A 21,331-nucleotide genomic window follows, 5' to 3' on the forward strand; every position below is an offset into this window, starting at 1 on the left:
GTCTGCGCAAGCATAGTTCCAGACCCACTGCAAACATTGGAACCTTTAGCTGGTCCGAACGGCCCCGCACTGAAGAACGAAATGATGCTGCCTGCAGTGCTCGATCCTTGGGCTGCATCCGCGCTGTATGAAGCTGCAAATCTTGCAGCAAAGAATCCAGGAAGCAAGGTGTGGCTGGTAAGTCTCGGACCCAAAGCAAAGCTGCAACAAGTGATGATGACGGTAGCGCAGAAAGTTCCATTTGAGCTGGTCGCCGTAGATGGACCACTTGGAGGATTCACGGATGCGCACGCGACTGCCGCTGCTCTCTCGGACGCGATCACAGCAATTCCAGGACTCGACCGCGAACACTTGCTCATTTTTGGCGGTTGGGAATCTGCTACTCGCGGTGCCTCCGTCACACTTCAGGTGATCGGTGAACGCCTATCAATCTTCGACCAGTTCCAAGGCGTTGACCAAATCACTGTGAAGGAAGACGGCTCCTTTGAAGTTCTCGAGCGTGTGGAGGGAGGCAAACACCAGGTATCGGTATGCGCAGGTGCTCCCGCAGTGCTTGGATGGGCTACTGGCACGCTTGCCGAGCCGAGAAACAACCCTCAGGTCGGCATGGCTAACATGCGAGGCATCATGCCCGCACTACAAAAGGCCAAGGGCGTGAAATTAGACGCGAATGGCCTCACTTACGATTCAGTGAGCCTGCCGAAACAGCGCCGCGAGACTCGCGTTGTGAAGGACATGCCGGAAGACGAAATCGCTCGCGAAATCGTGGAATGGATTGCGGAGTAGCCATGGAAAACATTCTTGTATTGACACATGTCGATGAGTCGGGATCGGCTTTGACCAAAGCATCGCTTGAGTGCGTCTCCGCAGGAGTCGAGTTGGCGACCGCACTTTCAGCGAAGCTCAGCATTGGAATTCTGGGAGCTGATACAAGCTCGGCAGCACAGGCAGTGGCGGGGGCCGCGAGCCGTGTGTTGTCGGTTTCGGGTGAGGCCTTTGCCAAGGCGCGTTACGCAACTGACGCCGCCGGATGTGAGGCCATCTGCCGTTCGACTGAGGCTACGCTGATCCTTGCTCCAGAAAGCTCACGTTTTGCTCGCGTAATGCCCGGTGTGGCTTATCGCCTTGGCGGCTTCGCAGACACGCACATTACAGCAGTAAACAAGGGGAACGCGCTGGAGGCGACACGCTGGTACTATCGCCAACGCATTGAAGCCGTGCTGCATCGCGAGCGACGCCCATGGGTTCTTCTGCTCGAGAGCGGTACGCAGGATGCGTGGGTAGCGAAGTCCGAGCCGGTTGAAATCGAAGAAGTCGCCGTAACGTTGCCATCTGTGAAAACGACTGTCACCGGGGTCCAGGCTCCAGCGCAAGATGAGCAGACGATTCGGCCCGGGGCGAAGGTGCTTTTTGTTGCAGGCGCCGGATGGACGAAGAAACAAGCTGATGGCCAAGTCCATGCAGACGAAGCCGAAAAGCTCATTCTTGGATTCCTGCATTCAACCGACGCATCGCTGGGCAGCAGTAAGTCACTAGCAGACCAAACAGGCGAGAACCAGCAAGTGCTGAAATTCATGACCCACATGAACCAGATTGGGCAGACTGGTTCGACTCCGCGCCACCCCAAAGGATTGGCAACATGCTGCCACGGCGAGGAACCACACGTGGTGGGATGGCGGTTCATCAATGAGCGTCGTGCAATTAGTCTTGATCCCAATTGTGGCTGGGCTCGTGGTAAGGCAGACGTCCTGTACGTTGCAGATGCATTCAAGGTCATGCCGAAGGTAAATGCCCTTCTGGCTGAAAAGAAGTAAGCAGTCGAGTAGTTTTGAATCCTACGCCGCGTCCATACGCGGCGTTTTCATTTGCTGCGAGAGAAAAACAGGCAGCCTAGGCTCGGGGGTAAGATACGGGGTTGATTACAAGGAGGATTGGAATGCTAGCAAGTTTCTCAGTTGTTCCGATGGGGACGGACGAAGGAGTTAAGGAGATTGTGGCCGAAGCCCTGGCTATTGTTGACGGTTCGGGGCTTCCGTACAAAGCAGGAGCCATGCAGACTACTATCGAAGGCGACGAATCGGCTGTTATAGAGGTGATTCTGAAATGCCATCGCCGCGTCCGAGAGCTTGCGCCGCGGGTCTTGACGCACATCACGCTTGACGATCGCCAAGGGGCCACAGGAAGACTCGAAGGAAAGGTGAAAGACGTCGAACAGGTTCTCGGGAAGCGACTGTCTCGCGAATAAGGCGATCACAGTGCGTCTGAGTTTCTCCGACAGAAGTTTTACATAAAGGAGAGCCGTGCATTGTTTCCGCTTTGGTAATATCCAACTTGGATCGTATTGAACCTGCTTTTCATTTTCAGTATCCCCCGGGTGGGGACGGAGGACGTCTTTGTGAGCATTCTCGCAGTTGGAGATAGGGCCTGGATTTCCCGTGTAATCGTGTTCTTAGCAATTGCGGTCTTCTCAACAGCAAGTTCAACCGCGCAGGAGAGACCGTACTTCATTACCTATACCCACGAGATGGAAGAGCCGGGCAATCTTGAGATCGAGTTCAAAGGTGTCACCGGCAAGCCAGATGCTGCGAATCGTTTCGCGGCCGGGAACATGGAATTTGAATACGGAGTCACAGGTTGGTGGACGAGCGAATTCTATCTCGATGGCCAATCAACGATGCACGACAGCACGATCTTCACTGGGTTCAGGTTCGAGAATCGGTTTCGTCCCCTGATGGGCGAACACAAGATCAATCCAGTCCTCTATGTGGAATTCGAAAACATCAGTGCAGATAAAACTCTGCGTGAAGTGGTTGGCCATGATGGGCAAGCCGACTTCGCCGACCGGAACAGCGAGGCCCGCGCAGAAAAAGAACGAGAAATTGAGCTGAAATTAATTCTGTCGAGCAATTTCAAAGGCTGGAACGTCAGCGAGAACATCATTGCCGAAAAGAACTTGTCGAACGAACCTTGGGAGTTTGGCTATGCCCTGGCGGCAAGTCGTCCATTGCGACTGAAGGCAAGCTCTTACAAGTGCACGTTTTGTCTAGAAAAGTTCTCCGCGGGCGTTGAAATGTATGGGGGACTTGGTGACCGATATTCATTTGGAACGCGACAGACGTCGCAGTATCTCGGCCCCTCGATCAACTGGACTACGCCGAATGGAACCACGTTCACGTTCTCGCCAAACTTCGGGCTGAACGATTTTAGCGTGCCGCGTCTATATCGATTTGGCGTGTCTTACGAAATACCCCAGCTTCTGAGCGCATTGCCCAAAGGTGGTGCGCGATGAACAAACTTGGGGTTCGGCCCTTCGCCTTTTTCCTGCTCACAATAGCCGCGCCGACACTCCTTTGGGCTACCACGGTTTGGATTGAGAAAGTTCCCGCACGAGAACACTCCCGACAGAACCCTCTTGCCGAAAGCGCGGACGCCAGATCCGCCGGCCAGCTGCTGTATGAGGATCACTGCGCAAAATGTCACGGCGAGGACGCAAACGGCAAAGGAAAGCGCCCATCTCTGTTGAGCGACCGTGTGCAGACCGAGGCCACGCCGGGGGACCTGCACTGGTTGCTCGTCAATGGGAGTCTTCGAAAAGGAATGCCGTCATGGTCGAGATTGCCCGATGATCAACTTTGGCAAATTATTTCGTATGTGAAGTCACTGAAGCGCTGAAGGAACAGAGCTCAACGCCTGCGTAGAACACACTCTGGGGCGAGTGAGATGTGTTGCCGTCTGAAGAAATCAGGCTTCTCTTGCTTTCACCACAAATAGAAAACCCCCATGTCTGGGGGTATCTAAGCCATCGAACTTCTTCAGTTTAATGGCGGGGTCGACGGGACTCGAACCCGCGGCCTCTGCCGTGACAGGGCAGCGTTCTAACCAACTGAACTACGACCCCGCGTTGTACGCGGATAATGCCCGACCTACTTGGTCGGCGAACTCATCCCGAAAAGGCCAGGATTGGTGGGCAGTGAGGGACTCGAACCCCCGACTTCCTGCTTGTAAGGCAGGCGCTCTAACCAGCTGAGCTAACCGCCCTTACTTGGCTCCCAACCCGTTGTCACCCGGCTTGGGGGCGGCCCTCTTCGGAACCAACTCGCAAATTGAGTATATGAAACGTAACGCATTAGGTCAAACTGTACTGTGGAAAACAGCTGGGTACCTGAGGCATCCTACATAGGAGCGTTGGAATCAAATCGTGACGAGTTTGGATGTACTAAACTGCGCGTTTTCAGGGGATTCCATACGGGTGACATATGAAGGCCATTTTATTCGTAGATGATCACGAAGTGCTGGCGAGGCTAAGCTGCGAAATCCTGCAAATGCAGGGTTACCGAGCGGAGTATGCCTATAACGCTCACGACGCATTAGCCAAGTTCGACCGCGAGAAATTTGACATGCTTGTTACGGACTACCGGATGGAAGGAATGAACGGTCTGGAACTCGCAAGATTGGTTAGGCAAAAGTCGCCGGACACGCCCGTAATCATTGTGACCGGCTATCCTCCCGTTGAGAGCAGCGGCGAAGTTGATGCGTGGCTTGAGAAGCAAGATCTATTCCCTGCCCTACTCGAAAAGATCAAGCTCTTCCTTGGTGAAAACGATACAGAAGAGTCGCTGAAGAGCGCTTAACGAGAGTTGAGCGCTGTCCCCTTGAAGGCACTCCTGAATTAGAATTCCCTTCCCCCGCCTGCTACACTTTGTGAAATGAAACGGCTGATTGTGAATGCCGATGATTTCGGCCTGACGCGTGGAGTAAACCGCGCTATTGCCGAATGTCACGAAAAAGGCATTGTATCTTCAACGACATTGATGGCCACTTCTCGGCAATTTGATGAGGCCGTTGCAATGGCTGCGCGGATGCCGCAACTTAGTGTCGGTTGCCATGTCGTACTCGTTGATGGCGAACCACTGTCACCGCCAAGCCAAGTCCGATCGCTTCTCGCTCCAGGAACCAATCGCTTCTACCACTCAATTACTGAAATCCTTGTTGCAGTGGCACGCGGGCGCTTTCGACCTGAAGAGATATATGCCGAGGCCGCGGCTCAGTTTGACCGCATCCAGAATGCTGGAGTGAGCATTTCGCATTTCGATTCGCACAAGCACACGCACATGTTCCCGTCTTTACTGCGGCCGATGTTGCGCGCCGCGGCGGAGCACGGCGTTCGAACAGTGCGAAACCCGTTCGAATGTCCCGGGGCGGTCAGCATGCAGCAAGCCCTTGCGAGCAAGACGCTTTTGATGCGAAAAGCGGAAACCAGCCTGCTCCGAATGGCGTTGCGCCGACGTTGGAGTCAGATGGTGCGCGAAGCAGGATTCGCAACTACAGATGGGTCGCTTGGCGTGGCTACGACCGGTACTCTGGATGAAAAGAGCTTGCGCGCACTTTTGTCGCGGATGCCGCAAGGCACCTGCGAACTGGTCTGCCATCCTGGTTACAACGACAGCGAACTTGATGCGATTCGTACGAAATTACGCGCGTCCCGCGATGCGGAGAAGAACGCACTGCTCGCGCTGACGGCGAGTAACTTGGACGAGAATTACGGAACTGAGCTGATTTCGTTCAACACGATTACGCCGAATTGTGCGATGAAGACCGAAGTTCTAGGCCAGAGAGGATGAGTTCCGAATGCGAATCGGAATAACCTGTTATCCCACTTACGGCGGCAGTGGTGTGGTCGCGACCGAGCTTGGAATCGAACTCGCAAATCGCGGGCACGATATCCATTTCATCTCGTATTCACAGCCAATCAGGCTTACGGAGCCGCATCCTCACATCCATTACCACGAAGTGGAGGTTTCGCAATACCCGCTGTTTGAATATCCGCCTTACGATTTAGCTCTGGCAACGCGCATGGCAGAGGTTGCCGAGATTTACGATCTGGATCTGCTGCACGTGCATTATGCGATTCCGCACTCAGTGTCGGCGATGCTTGCACGTCAGATGCTCTGCTGTGATCACGTTCGCAAAGCGCGCCGACTGCCCTACGTGACAACACTCCACGGTACGGACATAACGCTTGTCGGGCTCGACCGTTCCTACCTGCCGATTACACGATTCTCGATTGAGCAGAGTGATGCGGTCACGGCGATTTCCAATGATCTAAAGAAGTCGACACTAGAGAAGTTCTCGATCACGAAGCCGATACATGTGATCCACAATTTCGTGAACTGCAACCTGTACCGCAGAACCGAACGTTCGGCAGATCGGCGACTGGAATACGCCGAACCAAACGAACGCTTGCTAGTACATTTGTCGAACTTCCGCCCGGTCAAACGCGTTACTGATGTGGTGGAGATTTTTGATCGTGTACAGAAGAAGATTCCTGCGCGGTTGATGATGATGGGCGATGGGCCCGATCGACGCGCGGCGGAGCGACTGGCCTGCGAAAAAGGAATCCACAGTCGAATCCATTTCCTGGGAAAGCAGGACCTGATTCACGAGAAGCTAGCGGTTGCAGACGTGATGTTGCTGCCTAGCGAGATGGAATCCTTCGGACTCGCTGCACTCGAAGCTATGGCGTGCGAGGTGGTTCCAGTAGCTTCAGAAGTGGGTGGCCTTCCTGAGGTGATTACGCACGGCGAGGACGGGTTTATGGCGCAGGTGGGCGATGTCAACACGATGGCGGAATGCGCATTCCAGGTGCTGCAGGATGATGCCATGCTCGAGCGTATGCGCAAGGCTGCGCGCGCAAAGGCGCAAGCGAACTTCTGCACCACGAAGATTATTCCTCAGTACGAATCGCTCTATCGAGAACTGCTGGATAAGAAATAAGGTCTGTTAGCTATTGCGGAGCATTGATGCGTAGGTCGTAATTGATTCCATCCATCTCACCTGTTCGAGGGATGGGCAGCAGTATTCGTACGATGGTTCCGGCACCTGTTCGACTTTCCATTTCAACACGGGCAGCATCGCTGAAAAGTACATTTAGTCGTTCGCGGACGTTCGCCATTCCAATACCGGTTCCGTGTTGAGGCGCATTCCATTCACTCTCCCCTGAACCGGGTTCCACGATCCCAACGCCATCATCCTCAACTTCAATAACCAATCCGGCATCCAGAATTCGGCTGCGCAGGTAGATTGTGCCGCCAGTGATCTTCGGCGACAACCCGTGCTTTATGGAGTTCTCGACGATAGGCTGAAGCAACATGCTGGGGACTACGATGTCGAGACTGCGCGGCTCTAGTTCCTTCACGACTTTGAGTTTGTCGCGCCCAAAGCGAATGACTTCGATATCTAAGTAGTCGTCGATGAACTCTAGTTCCTCGCGCAACTCAACAAACGAATCGCCTTTTCTCAGAAGCCGACGCAGAATTTTAGAAAGCTTCAGAATCATCTCGCGCGCGGTGTCCGGATCGAATCGAACAAGAGACGCAACGGAATTGAGGGTATTGAACAGGAAATGAGGATTGATCTGGCTCTGCAAGGCCTGCATGCGCGCCTGTAGCAACAACCGCTCCTGCTCTTCCAGCTTCATCTCGATTCGCGTGTTGTTCAGCACCTTCAACGCGATCGCGACGGTCATGACTGTAGTGATGTAGATTGCGGCACGAACGAGCCAGTTCGGAGAAGCCAGGGCCCAAGTGTTATTTGGGAACAATTCCTTCGTTTCGAATCGAAGGAACTGCAGGGCGAGAATCATGAAGAAGAACGATGTCTGCCAATCGATGAATGCCTTCGCCACGCTTCGACGAATCCAGCGATAGATGCTGAGATCGAACAGCGGACTGAATGACCAGATAGCTTCCCGATCCTTTGCAAGATCGCGCAAGAATCCGGCGCTTAGTCCTGCGATCGCGTTCAGAGGCAAGTTCAAATACTGGTGCATTAGCAGGTAGGGCAAAGAAACGAGGATGCCTCCGCAAATGCCAGCAGTTCTTCCTGCAATCACCCCGAGGAGAATGGCAGCCTCGAACGACACGTCGGCAGCAAGGAAATTCTTAACGGTTCCGCGTACAAGTACGCCGAGCATGAAGGGGCCGCCAATGAACAGCACCATTTCCAGCTTTTCCCAAATGTCTCGGTCCTCATGAAAGAGCAGGACGCGAAAACGCCGGGAGCGTGCCAGCACGCTGCTCACGGCCGCCGAGACGCCGAGCTGTATGAGCAGCGTAATCAAAATAATGGGCTGTTCGATCATTGCTCTAACCTTTGACCGTCCCTGACTGTACCGGTTCTAGCTCGTTGGCGGCGCTTTTCGCACGCAAAAGAAGTTCCTGAATCATATCAGCGTTGGGGATTCCACCTTGGCCAAGGTCACGAGTGCCGCCGCCTCTCCCACCGACTGCTGTCACCATTGTCTTAAGCTGTGCTCCGGCGTCGAAAGCGCCTCCTGGAGATTGGGCAAAGACAACAGTCGGTGCGCCCTGTCCGGCAGCAATCAGAGCAATCACATTCGGCTCTGTGGCGACCAGCTTCTGTGCATAGAGCTTCGCGAAAGCTAAGTCGCGCTCGGGCAGGAATTCGGAGACAATCTTGCGGCCGTTTTCGACGGGCACGCGGGCAAGAGTTTGCTGCGCACTGAGTGTGGCAATCTCCGCCAGCAAAGCTTGCTGCTGCTTCTGTGCCGCCTTTGCGGATTCCAGCAGTTTCGTCGTCTGAGCCGGAACGTCCCATATATGACAGGAGGAGAGAGCGGCCGCTTCAGTAAGGACTTCGAAGTCTTTGCGCGCTGCCTGCAAAGCTCGGGTGCCGCAGACGAACTCGACACGAATTCCCTGCTTTACCTTCTCTGTCTTGCGAATCTGAATGTTGCCGATCTGCCCGGTTGTAATTACGTGCGTACCTCCGCAGGCACAGAGGTCGATGCCGCGCACTTCGATAAGTCGCAGGGTGTCTCGTGCGGCTTCTGGAATCTTGCGCACTCCGGCTTTCAGAGCCTGTTCGGGCGTAGCTTCGTGCATGAGCACCTGGCGATCTTCCCATGCAGCTTGGTTGGCCTGGCGCTCGGCCTGCTGCAGCTGGGCTGCACTGAGGCTCTTTACATCGAGATCGATCGTGCTCGTATCCGATCCCATGTGAAACCCTACTGTGGGTGCATTGAAGAGCTTGAGGAAGATGGCCGAGAGCACATGCTGGCCAGAATGCTGCTGCATGTGATCCTGACGGCGTTCCACGTCGATGAACCCGCGGACGTTGGCCGGAAGCTCTGGAATAACGTCGAGCCCTTCCACGATGTGCAGGATCTTGCTGTCAGACTCGTCTTCGACGACATCAAGCACGCGAACCTTGGGAAGGGACGGGTTTGCGGCTCCATCCGCGGACACGAAATCGATCCACCCGGTGTCGAAAGGCTGCCCGCCACTAGTTGCGTAAAAAGCGGTTCGGTCGAGTACAAATGCGCGGCGCCCGTCTGAAAGATCGCGGACTTCCAGCAATGCTGCGCTGAAGTCGTATAGAAACGAGTTCTGATAGTGAAGGCGTTCAGTCATGTCCGTAAGTTGGAATGATAACGCCAATGCTATGTGGAGATGAACAGGCTATAACCTTCGTAGTAAGGCACTGTTGCGGCGGAACAACTTGCGTTCGCGACGGCGCTGAAATCCGGGCATATGTGGCCGCTTGTCCTTGATTCGCAATGCCTGCGCTTTTGCTTCTTCTTTGCGGTTGAGGTCGGCTAAAAATTCAGCGTAATGGAGTTGAGTTTCGGTGAGCGTCGAGGTGCGCAAGACCTGCTCGAAAAGTTGCTGGGCGCGGGTGACATCCCCTGTTTTCCAGAGGGCATACGCAAGTAATCCGGCGGCGCGCTGAAAGTCATAGCCCGGCTCGGCGGCGACTACTCGCTCAAGATCGGCACGAGCAGCAGCGAAGTCCTCGAGTTCAATCTCGGTTAGGCCACGTCGATAGAACGGATCAATGGAATCAGTGCGTTGCGCCAGAGCCTTGTCGAAACAGGCGCGGGCACGGGCCCAGTCGTGCTTGTCAATGAGGAGGTTTCCGAGTTCTTCGTAGTTCCCGGCAGAGGGATTATGTTGAACTTCAGTTTCAACCTCTCGAATGCGGCGGCCGCGCTCAAGAAAGCGCAAGGCCCCTGGGTCGAAAAGTTCAGGGAGTGCCTCGACGGCCAGGTAGACTACAGCTCCGAGCGGCCCGAGAAAAATGATCAAATAAAGCCAATAGAAGCTTGGCTGCCGGCGCGCGAAATGGATCAGGGCCATAACCATCAGCACGATGCCAGACAGGCCCCAGGAAAAGTATCGAGATAGCATTGCCAAAATCCTAGCATTCAGAGTATCCAGAATAGAAGTTGTAAAATCCTGATAATGCCCGTTCGCCTGATCGCAATCGATATTGATGGCACCCTGCTCGACTCCAACTTCCAGGTGAGCGCGCGGAACCTCGCCATACTGAACAAGGCCCACTCGCTGGGGATAGAGATTCTGCTGGCGACGGGGCGACGACACGCTTTCGCTTTGCCTGTGGCCAAGGCGCTGGGCTTTGAGACATCCCTAATTAGTTCTAATGGCGCAGTTACGAAGACAAGTGACGGGTCTCTATTCCATCGCGATCCCCTTTCGTTGGCGGCCACGCGCGAACTCGTGGCTCATATGTCAGAGTTCAGGCGCAATCTGGTAGTCACCTTCGATGGAGATGGCGATGGGACGTTACTTCTGGAAACGCTGGATGAATTGAATGCGTCCATCCAGAAGTGGATCGAAAAGAACCGTCCATTCATACGTGTGGTGCATCCAATCGAGAGCGGGATCAATACCGACCCAATACAGGCGATGTTTTGCGGAACGGTAGACCGCATGGCTCGAGCGCAGGCTCATCTGAAGCGAAATCCAGCTTTACTCTCCCGAATCACCGCCCTGAAGACTCAATATGACGAGCGCAACCTGTGCATCGTCGACATTCTGAACAAAGGCTGTACGAAGGGTGCGGCACTCAAACGGTGGGCAGCATTTAGAGGCTATAAGCCCGACGAAGTAATGGCGATTGGGGATAATTACAACGACATAGAAATGCTTGAATTTGCGGGGTACGCCTATATCATGGGAAACGCGAGCGAGGAGTTGCGCGACCGCGGTTGGCAGACGACGCTGAGCAACAACGAGCATGGAGTCGCAAACGCTGTGGAAGCAGTATTGAAAGGTACAAGTTAAAGGATGCGAGCACTACGCCTGAGCGCGATATTTCTGCTGCTGACAAGTAGTTTGTTTGCGGTGGAAGTAGCTGAATTGAGAAACGGATTCACAATCCGCCACCGCACTCGGGAAGCGCACGAGGGCTTTGTTCGCCTCTATGTTGACGACGAAAAGACGAGCTATGTAGACGTCCCATCTCAAGAGGTTGCGTCGTATACGACGGAACCTGACCAAGAGTTGAAGCTCCCTCCGCAGGACCCGCCCAAAAACACTCACGAAATCGTGAGAGAAGCATCGCAGAAGCACGGCGTTGATTCCGATTTCATTGACAGTGTTATTAAGCAAGAGAGTGCAGGAAACGCTAAAGCGGTTTCCCGGTGCGGCGCTCGCGGATTAATGCAGTTAATGCCGGGAACGGCATTAAAGTTGGGGGTGAAGGACAGCTTCAGTCCCGAGCAGAACGTACATGGCGGAGCACAGTATCTTCGGGAGTTGCTCGAGCGCTATAACGGTGACGCTGTGAAGGCATTGGCTGCATACAACGCCGGTCCCGCAGTTGTGGACCGCTACAAAGGCGTTCCTCCCTATCGCGAGACTCAGCAGTATGTTCAGCGAGTGGTTCACGACTACAACAACAGCAAGCGAAAATCCAAGACACGAGCCGTTGTAGCTGAAAAGAGCGATGCGGCTTCGCCGACACGCGAACATCGAAAAGTGAACTGAATCCCCTAACTGCAAGTTTCTGGTGCAAAAAGGTTTAGCCCGCCTGTGCCGCTCTTGTACAATGGAATGGGCTTCGCCGATCAGTCTGTCGCTTGTGAAGTTCTGCATTTCCCGCTGCCTTCGCAACGGTTTGACCATCTACGCTTGAAAGGCTCCCGTAAATAGTTCCGGCAAGCTCTTCCTTTATGAAGAAAAAACAGCTTCTTTCATTGATTGTTATTACAGCTATCCTTGCGGTTCTGGTGTACTTCCAGTTTCGCTCCTGGCGCACATTCGACTGGGCAAAGTTTCGGCAATATACCGGAGGCGTGAGCCTGTGGCATATCGGCGCAGGAGTCGCGCTGATCTATCTGGCCTATGTTCTCCGAGCGATCCGCTGGGCCATTTTTCTGAAACCAACAGCTCCGACCAGTTTCCGACGGCTTGTAGCTCCACAGATTATTGGGTTCGCCGCCTTGGGACTGTTCGGCAGAGCTGGAGAGTTCGCCCGCCCGTACTTGATCGCCCGCAAGGAGAAGCTCACTTTTACCTCCCAACTCGCCGTCTGGACTGTGGAACGCTTCTTTGATTTGGGAGCTGTAGCAGTACTAATGGTCGGGTTTCTAGCCCTAAAGGGCGGCAAGCTGGGACAGGTTCTTCTGGAGTCTTTGCGAAACGGCCTGCACGTGGCCGCCAGGAACGCGAGTCATAAGATTCCGCTGCTTGTGGTTGGCGTTCTTGTGCTTGTTATTCTGCTTGCACTGCTCAGGAGAGCCTCGGGGAAAGCTGCTACGGCACTTCGGGCACGTCTGCAATCGTTCAAAGAAGGGTTCAACACGATTCATGACAGGAAGTCCTTCGTTTACCTGGTCGTGGTTTCCCTTTGCATGTGGCTGATGATAGCTGGGGCTTACATTGAGGTCCTGCATGCCTACCCTCAGATACCTGTGCTGGTATCAGGAGACCCGGAAGGCGTCCAGCGCGTCGCACGCATGAATACGATGAGGCTGGAGGATGTGCTACTGGTCATGGGATCGAGCATGCTCGGATCGGTCGTCCAATTGCCGGGCGGCGTTGGAGGCTCCCAGTTGGCCGTCATCGGCGTGTTGCAATCCAGCCTGTTTAGCAGTGAACCGTACAATGTCACGCGAGAACTGGCGGTTAGCTGCGGCATTATGCTGTGGCTGGTCACTTTTATGTCGGTAATTCCAGCAGGACTTCTGCTGGCCCGTTTCGAAAAGATTTCATTCGTTAAGCTCTCGGAGGAAAGTACGCACGAGGAGGAAGAAGCCGAGGCTAGCACAACGAAAGCACCCTGATAGCCCTGCTGCTGATACAATCCCGCTGTCACATGTTTTCGTGCATGTTTGCTCGTTAGAAAGGCTGCGCAGCCAACGGTTTGCGGCGATAGCACCATGAAGTGTCCCTTTTGCGGATTTGATCAAGACAAGGTCGTTGACTCTCGAGAAAGCAAGGAAGGCGAATCGATTCGCCGCCGCCGTGAGTGTCTGCGTTGTGAAAAGCGCTTTACCACCTATGAACGGATTGACGAGATTCCGTACATGGTGGTGAAGAAAGATGGGCGGCGCGAGAAATTTGAGCGCCAAAAGATACTGAGCGGACTTCTTCGGGCATGCGAAAAACGCCCAGTTCCAATAAGCAAGCTGGAACAAATTGTGAACGACGCCGAAAGCTTTGTGATTGACTCGCCAGAGCGTGAGCGCCGAACGGGCGAACTGGGCGAATTGATCATGAATCGGCTGCGGACCCTCGACAAAGTCGCATACGTACGGTTTGCCAGCGTTTACCTCGATTTCAAAGATGTGCACGAATTCATGTCGGAGTTACAGGATTTGCTTCGCTCGAAGGATGTGCGCGAGGCAAAAGCAGCGTTGATGGCGGCCGATCAGGCCAAAGATAGATAGCGGCAAAATTTCAGAATTCGTTCAGGTGAAAGTGAATGGCGCATAAGGTCACTTTGATTCCGGGCGACGGAATCGGTCCCGAAGTTACAGCTGCTGCCGTCCGAATACTTGAGGCCACTGGAATCAAGTTTGAATGGGAAAGCTTCTCGGCAGGAAAAGACGCTTATGAGAAGTACCACGAGTACATTCCCAAGGAACTTACCGAATCCATCGAGCGCACCTGCATAGCATTGAAGGGCCCAGTCACCACGCCGGTTGGGGGCGGATTCAGCAGCATCAACGTGCAGTTGCGGAAGCAGTTCGAGCTATTCTGCAACTTCCGCCCGATTCGCAATCTCCCAGGCGTCAACACGCGATATCCCGGCGTTGATTTGATCATCATCCGCGAGAACACTGAAGGGCTCTACTCTGGGATTGAACATGAAGTGGTTCCTGGCGTGGTCGAAAGCTTGAAGATCATCACAGAGAAAGCTTCCACTCGCATCGCTCGTTGGGCATTCGAGTATGCTCACAAGTTTGGGCGAAAGAAGATCCACGCAATCCACAAAGCGAACATCATGAAGATGTCGGATGGATTATTCATTCGCTGTTCCCGCAATGTCTCGAAGGATTACCCGGAAGTCTCGTATGGTGAGCACATCGTAGATAACACCTGCATGCAGCTCGTCACCAATCCATACCAGTACGACATGCTCCTGCTGGAGAACCTCTACGGCGATATCGTGAGCGACCTCTGTGCAGCGTTCGTGGGCGGGCTCGGCCTAGTTCCAGGGGCAAACATTGGTCAGGAGTGCGCGATTTTCGAGGCAGTCCACGGCTCAGCTCCCGACATCGCTGGCAAAGGCATAGCCAACCCTACGGCGATCACGCGATCGGGCATCCTGATGTTGCGTCATCTCGGGGAACAGGATGCAGCCAACCGAGTGAAGTACGCGGTGCATGCCGTGTATCGCGAGGGAAAGGCCATCACGCGTGACATGGGCGGGACGGCGAGTACATCGGAGTTCGCCGATGCCGTCATAGCGGCCATGGAAAGCGACGCATGGCGCGAGCAAGCCGCCAAGGAAACTAACCCAGTCTAGTTCCGGAATAAAACGGCAAAAGAGGAAATTTGCGGTTCAGGTACATGACTCCTGCATCGTTAACCGTCTATTTATCATCTTCTTTCTTGTGCAGTTAGAATGGAACGCCTGAGTTTCGGGGCCCAGAAGTTGTACGCGCCGTCCTCTGCAATCCATGACTCTAGACCTCATGGCACAAAGTACCCCATATAATCGCGCGCACCATCGATTCACCGTCTTTGCCGCAGGCTGCGTCTTTCTGCTGATTGTTGCGGGAGCGTTAGTCACGAGCAACGATGCAGGACTTTCTGTGCCCGACTGGCCCACTTCGTTCGGGTCTCTCTACCGCATTCCCCCTCTCGTAGGCGGAGTAAAGTTTGAGCACGGTCATCGCATGCTGGCAGAGTTCATTGGCTTGCTCACGATCGTGACGGCGTTTTGGACGCAGAAGGTGGACCAGCGACGATGGATGCGGATCCTCGGCTGGAGTGCCTTGGGCACCGTCATAGCGCAGGGAATCCTGGGTGGGCTTACAGTGTTGTTCTATCTTCCGCCAGCGGTCTCAACCGCGCACGCAACGCTTGGGCAGACCTTCTTCTGCATCATGGTCAGCATAGCGCTTTTCACCAGCAAAGACTGGGTCACTTCGCCAGAAAAGCACGCCGATTCGCCCAGTGGTATCCCGCTCTCGAAGCTCTCAATCGTTACTGTCGCTGCGGTGTGGCTGCAGTTGATCATGGGGGCTGCATTCAGACACTCAGGCATTCGCCTTCTTCCTCATCTCATCGGCGCTTGTTTGGTATTCGTACTCGTGGGATGGACTAGCTCCTCGACTCTGAGGCGACATCGAAGCAACGGGCAACTGAGGAAGCCAGCAACAGTTCTGATAATTCTGCTCATGATTCAGATCGGTCTAGGGCTGGCCAGCTACGCCGCTCGGGTGCTTTGGAGCCAGAACGCGGCTGCACCATTGGCCAGCGTTGTTGGATTCACCGTTGCACACGTGGCCTGCGGAGCATTGCTATTGGTGACCACAGTGACTCTCGCCATACAGATTCATAGACATCTCGATCCGCGGAGCAATCAACTCGATAATGTCGTGGAGCTAAGCTCTGCAGGCAGAACGGCATAGTATGACGACAGCACCGGTTCAGACCCTCACGTTCCCTAAACGCGGCTTTGCAGATGTAATGCGTGACTATGCAGAGCTCACCAAAGTTCGCGTAACCACACTGGTCGTAATCACGGCATGGTGCGGATTCTACTTTGGGCAACACAAGACCGGCATGCCGGTAATCAGCATCAAGCTGATCTGGGCGTTGGCAGGCATTGGTATGTTGTCGGCCGGCACCGCCTGCATGAACGAGATTATTGAGCGCAAGAGTGATGCGCTCATGCGTCGCACTGCCCTTCGCCCATTGGTCAAGCAGTCGATGAGCGTTAATCACGCTCTCGCTATATGGGCACTTTTGACGATCTCCGGTGCAACGGTGCTTGCGGTGATGCTAAATCCGCTAACGGCCCTGTTAACGCTGCTGACGGCGGCCTCTTACCTGCTGCTATACACCCCGCTGAAGAAGATCAGTCCCTTGTGCACGTTCGTAGGAGCCTTCCCTGGAGCAATGCCCGGTGTACTGGGATGGACAGCGGCGCGTGGGCAACTTGAGATCGAAGCGCTGGTCTTGTTCGCCATCGTTTTCTTCTGGCAGTTCCCTCACTTCCATTCCATTGCCCTGCTTTATCGTGACGACTACGCGCGAGCGGGAATTCGCATGCTGCCCGTTGTAGAAACAGATGGGCGATCAACTGCCCGGCAAATCCTGATGTATGGCGCGGCTCTGCTTCCAACAACCTTTGCCCCGACGATGCTTGGAATGGCGGGATTACCGTACTTTGTCGGCTCTGCGGTTCTGGGACTCGGCCTTTTTTACTTTTGTGCGCGAATCTGGAGAGAGTGCCTGCCTCCCTCAACCCCGCGTTCCAAGGTTCTGGCCCGCTCCTTGCTGAAGGCAAGTGTTACGTATCTGCCGTTGTTGTTTGCACTAATGATGCTGAACAGCGCCAGCTAACTTTCGACTGCTTAGCACGAGGTAATGCTTTGACCAGCAAGACACAAATACAGGAGTTTGCCTCTACATCGGCCACCGAAAGAGACACAGTCATTCGGATTGAAGGGCTGCGTCACCAATACGGCGATCGAGCCGCGTTGAACGGAGTGTCTTTCCAAGTCAATCGGGCAGAGATCTTCGGCTTGCTGGGGCCGAATGGAAGCGGTAAGACCACGATGTTTCGTATTCTCTCGACGCTGATGCTGCCCAGCGCGGGCCGCGCGTTGATCCTGGGGCACGATGTTGCGGCAGACCCGAGCGGTGTGAGGCGGCAAATCGGAGTTGTGTTTCAGTCCCGCAGCATCGATGTAAAGCTTTCTGCCGAAGAGAACCTGATTCATGTGGGACACCTGTATGGCATCACCGGCCGTGCGCTGAAACAGCGCGTGTCTGAAATGCTGGCCCGCGTTTCACTCTCGGACAGGGCTAAAGATCGGGCTGAGTCGTTTTCGGGTGGAATGCAACGGCGCCTAGAGTTGGCAAAGGGACTTATCCACCATCCGCAAGTCCTGCTGCTGGACGAACCCAGCACGGGCCTGGACCCGGGTGCTAGACGCGACCTGTGGCAATACCTTCAGATATTGCGTGACCAGGAGGGAGTCAGCATTCTGGTCACAACGCATTTGATGGAGGAGGCTGAAAAGTGTGATCGTTTGGCCATCCTCAGCCATGGCAATCTGGTTGCTCTCGGCACGCCTGGTGAACTGAAGAATGAGATCGGTGGAGACATCATTCTGCTGGAGACGCGTGATCCGCAGCGACTTTCTGCCTCCATTGCCGAACGTTTCGGAGTGGACGCCGCGGTCCTGGATGACGGACGCGTACGCATCGAACGCCATACGGGACATCGCTTCGTTACGGAGATAGTGGAGTGCTTCCCGGGCGAGATCGCTGCTGTCAGCGTCAGTAAGCCAACGTTAGAAGACGTTTTCATCCGCCGTACAGGGCATCGTTTCTGGAATGAGGACGCTCAGGGACTGGAAGTGCGTGCAGCAAAATCTTCCAAGAAGAAACAGTGAGGACGGATAACTCCTTGGCCACCCAACTCACCTCTAGTTCCGTATCCAGACCCCCTGTACCCACTGCGCCTGTTGCCTCAAATACGTTTAGCGTAATGCCTGCCCTCTCGTTATGGCGACGCGAAGTTGTGCGTTTCTATCGCAATCTGAGCCGGGTGGTGGGCGTAATCGCGTCCCCTTTGCTCTTCTGGATCGTGATTGGCGCTGGATTCGGAAACTCATTTAGAAATCCCTCTACGGGCTCAAGTCAGAATTATCTGCATTTCTTCTTTCCCGGCGCACTGATGATGATCGTGCTCTTTACATCGATTTTCGCAATGATGTCGCTGATAGAAGACCGGAATGAAGGCTTTTTGCTGTCTGTGCTCGTTGCTCCCGTTCACCGGTCCGTCATCGTTCTAGGAAAAGTGCTCGGTGGAACAACTCTGGCGACCTTGCAAGGCCTTATGTTCCTGTTACTGGCGCCCGTGCTCGGAATTCATTTCACGATCGGTCAGTTTGTGTTAGTCATGCTCGATATCTTCCTTGTCTCGTTCTCGCTGACGGCACTCGGATTCATTATCGCTTGGCCCATGGACTCCACTTCGGGATTTCACGCCATCATCAATTTGTTTCTGATTCCGTTGTGGCTCCTCTCTGGTTCACTATTTCCAGTAAGTAGCGCCTCGCCGTGGATGGCGTTTCTGATGAGGATCAATCCACTGACCTACGGAACCGAAGCACTACGAAACCTACTCTTCCCTGCGTCAGCATCCCCAGAGTTTCCGCTGCGCGAGTGTCTTCCGGTTCTAATCGCTTTTACGCTTGTAATGTTTGCGTTAGCATTTCTTGTTGCGAACCGACGTACCACAAGGCCGGCCGCATAAGGATTCACATGCAAACCTCAGCACTGTCATACTTCCCTGCTATTAACGCTACGCTGAATGGAACGGCTGCGGTCTTGCTAGTCACGGCAAGGCGCTTCATAACCTATCGTAGAGTGCTTGCACACAAGCGCACGATGCTGGCGGCTTTCTTTACTTCCGTCGTATTCCTGATCTGCTATCTCTACTACCACGCACATGCTGGGGTCCTGCATTTTGCGGGACAAGGATGGCGTCGGCCTGTTTATTTCACATTGCTCACGAGTCACACCATTCTCGCGGTTGTGATCGTGCCGCTCATATTTCTGAGCCTATCTCGCGGGCTTCGGGGACAGTATGCGAAGCATGTGAAGATTGCGCCTGTGACGTATTGGCTTTGGTTGTACGTGTCGATAACAGGCGTAGTGATTTACTGGCTCTTGTACCACCTTTGGCGAGTCTGACACACGGTTGGGTTAAGTCACATGGATCAAGATCTCACGCGCCGCTCGCCTTCCGGTCGCAATGGCGCCGTGTACAGTTGCATGGTGCCCATCAGTGTTTGTAGCTTCTCCGGCAAAGAACAAGGTATCCATGAGCGACTGCGCTAGCTCCGACTGCGCGTCCTCGCCGCCGACCCCAACATAGCTGTATGAACCGCGTGAATAAGGATCAGACTGCCAGTCGTGCACGTGCGAGCTACGCAGATGTCCGCGCAATGCGTCCTCCGACGTTCCAAAGAGCGATGACAGTGAGGAGAGAGCTTTAGCGCAAACGAACGAGTCCGACCTGTTACTCAGGCGCTCTCCTCGGCGCGAAGCAGCCCACCCTGTGAGCAATGGGGCTGAAGCAGAACGCGTCCACCACGTTGGAAACCATTCCTGGTGCGAGAATATGTACGCCATGTCTTGAAGCTCACCCCCACGAAACGACAATTCCTCCCACCACCGAGTATCAAAGACAAGCGAGATGCGAATTGCTTGCCCCATATACAAGAGACTCAACGCCGAGGACTTTTCTTCGAGTGCTGGGTCGAATTGTACGGCTCCGGGAGTTTCGCGCGGCGCCTGAAGCACGCCGAGTGGAAGCGTGATGATTGCGTATGGTGCGGAGTACTTTACAGCGCTACCTCCTCGCAGAGCGGAGACTGTGACTTGGTGTTTTCTCCACTCAACATACGTTACTGTCGTCGATAGTTCGACCTTTACACTCTCTGCTGGCAAAGTGTCCGCAATCACTCGCAGCAAAGCTCTGTATCCATCCTTGATTCGGTAGGTTTGCTCACCATGCACAGCATGCTCGGCTCGCATTCCGCGAACAAGAGAATGTGTACTGATGCGTTCGGCTAATGCCCCGTGGAAGCCCTCTACATAGTTCAGAGCCCAAAGCTTCGCGTCGTCACTGTCACTCTCGTTCCCGCCTAGAACGTTCGCAAAGGAGCGGTCAGGACCATGATCCTCAATTCTGTTTAGAACGCTCTGCGTGTGATCAAGCAATTCGTCGCATCGCTGCAATCCACTACTCGTCTGCACCCATGACGTACCGTCGAACTCAACAACATTAAGATTCGCTGCTGCAGCCACTTCGAATATCTCCCGTGGACGTCCATGGATGAACTCAGCCCCGAGTTCGACAGGAGTTCCGTGTGACGGTTCTATGGTCCATATACGACCGCCGATGCGGTGCCGAGCCTCGAGAATCGTGACCCGAACGCCCGATTCCGCGAGAAGATGCGCTGCGCTCAACCCTGCTATGCCAGCGCCAATGATCAGGACGTCCGGAGATTCGGTGGGCATAGTGATGTTCAGCCTTTCACGTTCGCCGTTGCAGAGTCACCTAACGAGGTATGAGTTATCGAAGTGCTGTAGTAGGTCCGATGGATCCCGATATACTTCTACGCACCCGGCCTCCATCAAGTCGTTACGCTTCCAGCCACCACATGTGAGGCCAATGATTGGAATTCCGAGCTTTCCTGCCGCTGCGGCATCGTATGGCGTGTCACCTAAAGCTACGGCGAGCTTCGCGCTCACACCTGCTTTTTCAAGCGCAGCAGCGAAGATGTCTGGCTCTGGCTTCGAATGTTGCGCATCACCCTTTGAAGATTGCTCCTGAACCAAATCGTGCATTCCAACGATGTCCTTGTAAGTCTTGAGATCTTCCTCGTCCGAGGAAGTAGCAAGGGCGAGCTTCATTCCTTGCTCACGGACTCGTTTAAGCAACTCGCATGATCTTGCAAATGGCACGATTCGAGGCATGTAGTCGTCGTGGAAGATCTTCTTTCGCAGTTCCTCGAGTGGCTTTTGAATGCGTGATCTATCCGCTTCACCAACAAACACCGGAATAAGTTGATCTCCACCTTTTCCGATTTGGCGCAAAATTTCATCCATTCCGACCTGAATATCAAATTCTTCGAACGCCCGTCTCCATGCCTCTGCATGTAGCGCATTGCTGTCGACGAGAGTGCCATCTATATCGCTTAGCAGTATTTCAGCCACTGACTTCACCAGCCTTCCGGGTTTCTGTTCAAGAGCACGTCTCCGAAGAATGAACAGAGCTTAGGTTCAGATGGCAACGGGAAGCATCCAGT

The 21,331-nt window shown here is 54.2% G+C and carries 23 protein-coding genes and 2 tRNA genes; 18 read left to right on the forward strand and 7 right to left on the reverse strand.

Going from position 1 to position 21,331, the window contains the following annotated elements:
- The first annotated feature begins 81 nt into the window (after positions 1-81).
- From AC6IZD_RS08090 to AC6IZD_RS08110, 5 genes are all read left to right on the forward strand, one after another.
- A complete protein-coding gene (locus tag AC6IZD_RS08090; RefSeq protein ID WP_497787181.1) occupies positions 82-786 on the forward strand; it encodes an electron transfer flavoprotein subunit beta/FixA family protein in 705 nt (234 codons plus the stop codon).
- A gap of 2 nt (positions 787-788) precedes the next feature.
- Positions 789-1,814, forward strand: a complete 1,026-nt coding sequence (locus AC6IZD_RS08095) for an electron transfer flavoprotein subunit alpha/FixB family protein (RefSeq protein WP_497787182.1) — start codon at positions 789-791, stop codon at positions 1,812-1,814.
- Between the two features lie 122 nt (positions 1,815-1,936).
- Positions 1,937-2,245, forward strand: coding sequence for an MTH1187 family thiamine-binding protein (locus AC6IZD_RS08100; RefSeq protein ID WP_497787183.1), 309 nt, complete (start codon positions 1,937-1,939; stop codon positions 2,243-2,245).
- A gap of 150 nt (positions 2,246-2,395) precedes the next feature.
- A complete protein-coding gene (locus tag AC6IZD_RS08105; RefSeq protein ID WP_497787184.1) occupies positions 2,396-3,289 on the forward strand; it encodes a hypothetical protein in 894 nt (297 codons plus the stop codon).
- Positions 3,286-3,672 carry a c-type cytochrome gene (locus AC6IZD_RS08110; protein WP_497787185.1) on the forward strand — a complete coding sequence of 129 codons (387 nt, stop codon included), beginning with the start codon at positions 3,286-3,288 and terminating at the stop codon, positions 3,670-3,672. The genes AC6IZD_RS08105 and AC6IZD_RS08110 overlap by 4 nt, the downstream gene beginning before the upstream one ends.
- Positions 3,673-3,821: 149 nt before the next feature.
- Here the strand turns inward: AC6IZD_RS08110 and AC6IZD_RS08115 are convergent.
- Both AC6IZD_RS08115 and AC6IZD_RS08120 read right to left on the reverse strand, forming a co-directional pair.
- Positions 3,822-3,898, reverse strand: a tRNA-Asp gene (locus AC6IZD_RS08115).
- Positions 3,899-3,961: 63 nt separating this feature from the next.
- A tRNA-Val gene (locus AC6IZD_RS08120) sits at positions 3,962-4,038 on the reverse strand.
- Positions 4,039-4,256: 218 nt separating this feature from the next.
- Here AC6IZD_RS08120 and AC6IZD_RS08125 point away from each other — a divergent pair.
- The 3 genes from AC6IZD_RS08125 to bshA all read left to right on the forward strand — a co-directional run bounded on the left by AC6IZD_RS08125 (position 4,257) and on the right by bshA (position 6,774).
- Complete coding sequence (locus AC6IZD_RS08125) at positions 4,257-4,631, forward strand: response regulator (protein ID WP_497787186.1); 375 nt, start codon at positions 4,257-4,259, stop codon at positions 4,629-4,631.
- 75 nt (positions 4,632-4,706) lie between these two features.
- On the forward strand, positions 4,707-5,621 hold the full coding sequence (locus tag AC6IZD_RS08130; protein WP_497787187.1) for a ChbG/HpnK family deacetylase: 915 nt from the start codon (positions 4,707-4,709) through the stop codon (positions 5,619-5,621).
- A gap of 7 nt (positions 5,622-5,628) precedes the next feature.
- Entirely contained in the window at positions 5,629-6,774 is a 1,146-nt protein-coding gene (gene bshA, locus AC6IZD_RS08135) for an N-acetyl-alpha-D-glucosaminyl L-malate synthase BshA (RefSeq protein ID WP_497787188.1), read from the forward strand.
- A gap of 10 nt (positions 6,775-6,784) precedes the next feature.
- Here bshA and AC6IZD_RS08140 read toward each other — a convergent pair whose 3' ends face one another.
- Genes AC6IZD_RS08140 through AC6IZD_RS08150 form a run of 3 tightly spaced genes read right to left on the reverse strand, consistent with a single transcriptional unit; the run spans position 6,785 to position 10,208 of the window.
- On the reverse strand, positions 6,785-8,140 hold the full coding sequence (locus AC6IZD_RS08140) for a sensor histidine kinase (RefSeq protein ID WP_497787189.1): 1,356 nt from the start codon (positions 8,138-8,140) through the stop codon (positions 6,785-6,787).
- Between the two features lie 4 nt (positions 8,141-8,144).
- The gene (locus AC6IZD_RS08145; protein WP_497787190.1) at positions 8,145-9,431 is read right to left on the reverse strand and encodes an alanyl-tRNA editing protein; all 1,287 of its coding nucleotides are present in this window, start codon (positions 9,429-9,431) and stop codon (positions 8,145-8,147) included.
- Between the two features lie 48 nt (positions 9,432-9,479).
- Complete coding sequence (locus AC6IZD_RS08150; protein ID WP_497787191.1) at positions 9,480-10,208, reverse strand: tetratricopeptide repeat protein; 729 nt, start codon at positions 10,206-10,208, stop codon at positions 9,480-9,482.
- Positions 10,209-10,262: 54 nt separating this feature from the next.
- Here AC6IZD_RS08150 and AC6IZD_RS08155 point away from each other — a divergent pair, with 54 nt between their 5' ends.
- The 10 genes from AC6IZD_RS08155 to AC6IZD_RS08200 all read left to right on the forward strand — a co-directional run bounded on the left by AC6IZD_RS08155 (position 10,263) and on the right by AC6IZD_RS08200 (position 19,208).
- Positions 10,263-11,105, forward strand: a complete 843-nt coding sequence (locus AC6IZD_RS08155) for a Cof-type HAD-IIB family hydrolase (RefSeq protein WP_497787192.1) — start codon at positions 10,263-10,265, stop codon at positions 11,103-11,105.
- Positions 11,106-11,108: 3 nt separating this feature from the next.
- Positions 11,109-11,810, forward strand: a complete 702-nt coding sequence (locus tag AC6IZD_RS08160) for a lytic transglycosylase domain-containing protein (protein WP_497787193.1) — start codon at positions 11,109-11,111, stop codon at positions 11,808-11,810.
- A 185-nt stretch (positions 11,811-11,995) separates the two neighbouring features.
- Positions 11,996-13,108 (forward strand): lysylphosphatidylglycerol synthase transmembrane domain-containing protein, encoded by a 1,113-nt coding sequence (locus AC6IZD_RS08165; RefSeq protein WP_497787194.1) that lies wholly within the window; start codon positions 11,996-11,998, stop codon positions 13,106-13,108.
- A 96-nt stretch (positions 13,109-13,204) separates the two neighbouring features.
- Positions 13,205-13,714: a transcriptional regulator NrdR gene (gene nrdR, locus AC6IZD_RS08170; protein ID WP_497787195.1), complete on the forward strand. Its 510-nt coding sequence runs from the start codon at positions 13,205-13,207 to the stop codon at positions 13,712-13,714.
- Positions 13,715-13,749: 35 nt separating this feature from the next.
- Complete coding sequence (locus AC6IZD_RS08175) at positions 13,750-14,796, forward strand: isocitrate/isopropylmalate dehydrogenase family protein (RefSeq protein ID WP_497787196.1); 1,047 nt, start codon at positions 13,750-13,752, stop codon at positions 14,794-14,796.
- Positions 14,797-14,965: 169 nt separating this feature from the next.
- A complete protein-coding gene (locus tag AC6IZD_RS08180) occupies positions 14,966-15,907 on the forward strand; it encodes a COX15/CtaA family protein (RefSeq protein WP_497787197.1) in 942 nt (313 codons plus the stop codon).
- A gap of 1 nt (position 15,908) precedes the next feature.
- Positions 15,909-16,844, forward strand: a complete 936-nt coding sequence (gene cyoE, locus AC6IZD_RS08185) for a heme o synthase (RefSeq protein WP_497787198.1) — start codon at positions 15,909-15,911, stop codon at positions 16,842-16,844.
- Positions 16,845-16,873: 29 nt separating this feature from the next.
- Positions 16,874-17,902, forward strand: a complete 1,029-nt coding sequence (locus tag AC6IZD_RS08190) for an ATP-binding cassette domain-containing protein (protein WP_497787199.1) — start codon at positions 16,874-16,876, stop codon at positions 17,900-17,902.
- A 95-nt stretch (positions 17,903-17,997) separates the two neighbouring features.
- Positions 17,998-18,768 carry an ABC transporter permease gene (locus tag AC6IZD_RS08195; RefSeq protein ID WP_497787200.1) on the forward strand — a complete coding sequence of 257 codons (771 nt, stop codon included), beginning with the start codon at positions 17,998-18,000 and terminating at the stop codon, positions 18,766-18,768.
- An 8-nt stretch (positions 18,769-18,776) separates the two neighbouring features.
- On the forward strand, positions 18,777-19,208 hold the full coding sequence (locus tag AC6IZD_RS08200) for a DUF420 domain-containing protein (RefSeq protein ID WP_497787201.1): 432 nt from the start codon (positions 18,777-18,779) through the stop codon (positions 19,206-19,208).
- Positions 19,209-19,220: 12 nt separating this feature from the next.
- Here AC6IZD_RS08200 and AC6IZD_RS08205 read toward each other — a convergent pair whose 3' ends face one another.
- The gene (locus AC6IZD_RS08205; RefSeq protein ID WP_497787202.1) at positions 19,221-20,540 is read right to left on the reverse strand and encodes a flavin monoamine oxidase family protein; all 1,320 of its coding nucleotides are present in this window, start codon (positions 20,538-20,540) and stop codon (positions 19,221-19,223) included.
- A 36-nt stretch (positions 20,541-20,576) separates the two neighbouring features.
- Complete coding sequence (locus AC6IZD_RS08210) at positions 20,577-21,239, reverse strand: HAD family hydrolase (protein WP_497787203.1); 663 nt, start codon at positions 21,237-21,239, stop codon at positions 20,577-20,579.
- Between the last annotated feature and the right edge of the window lie 92 nt (positions 21,240-21,331).

It is taken from the genome of Koromonas humicola, assembly GCF_059726255.1.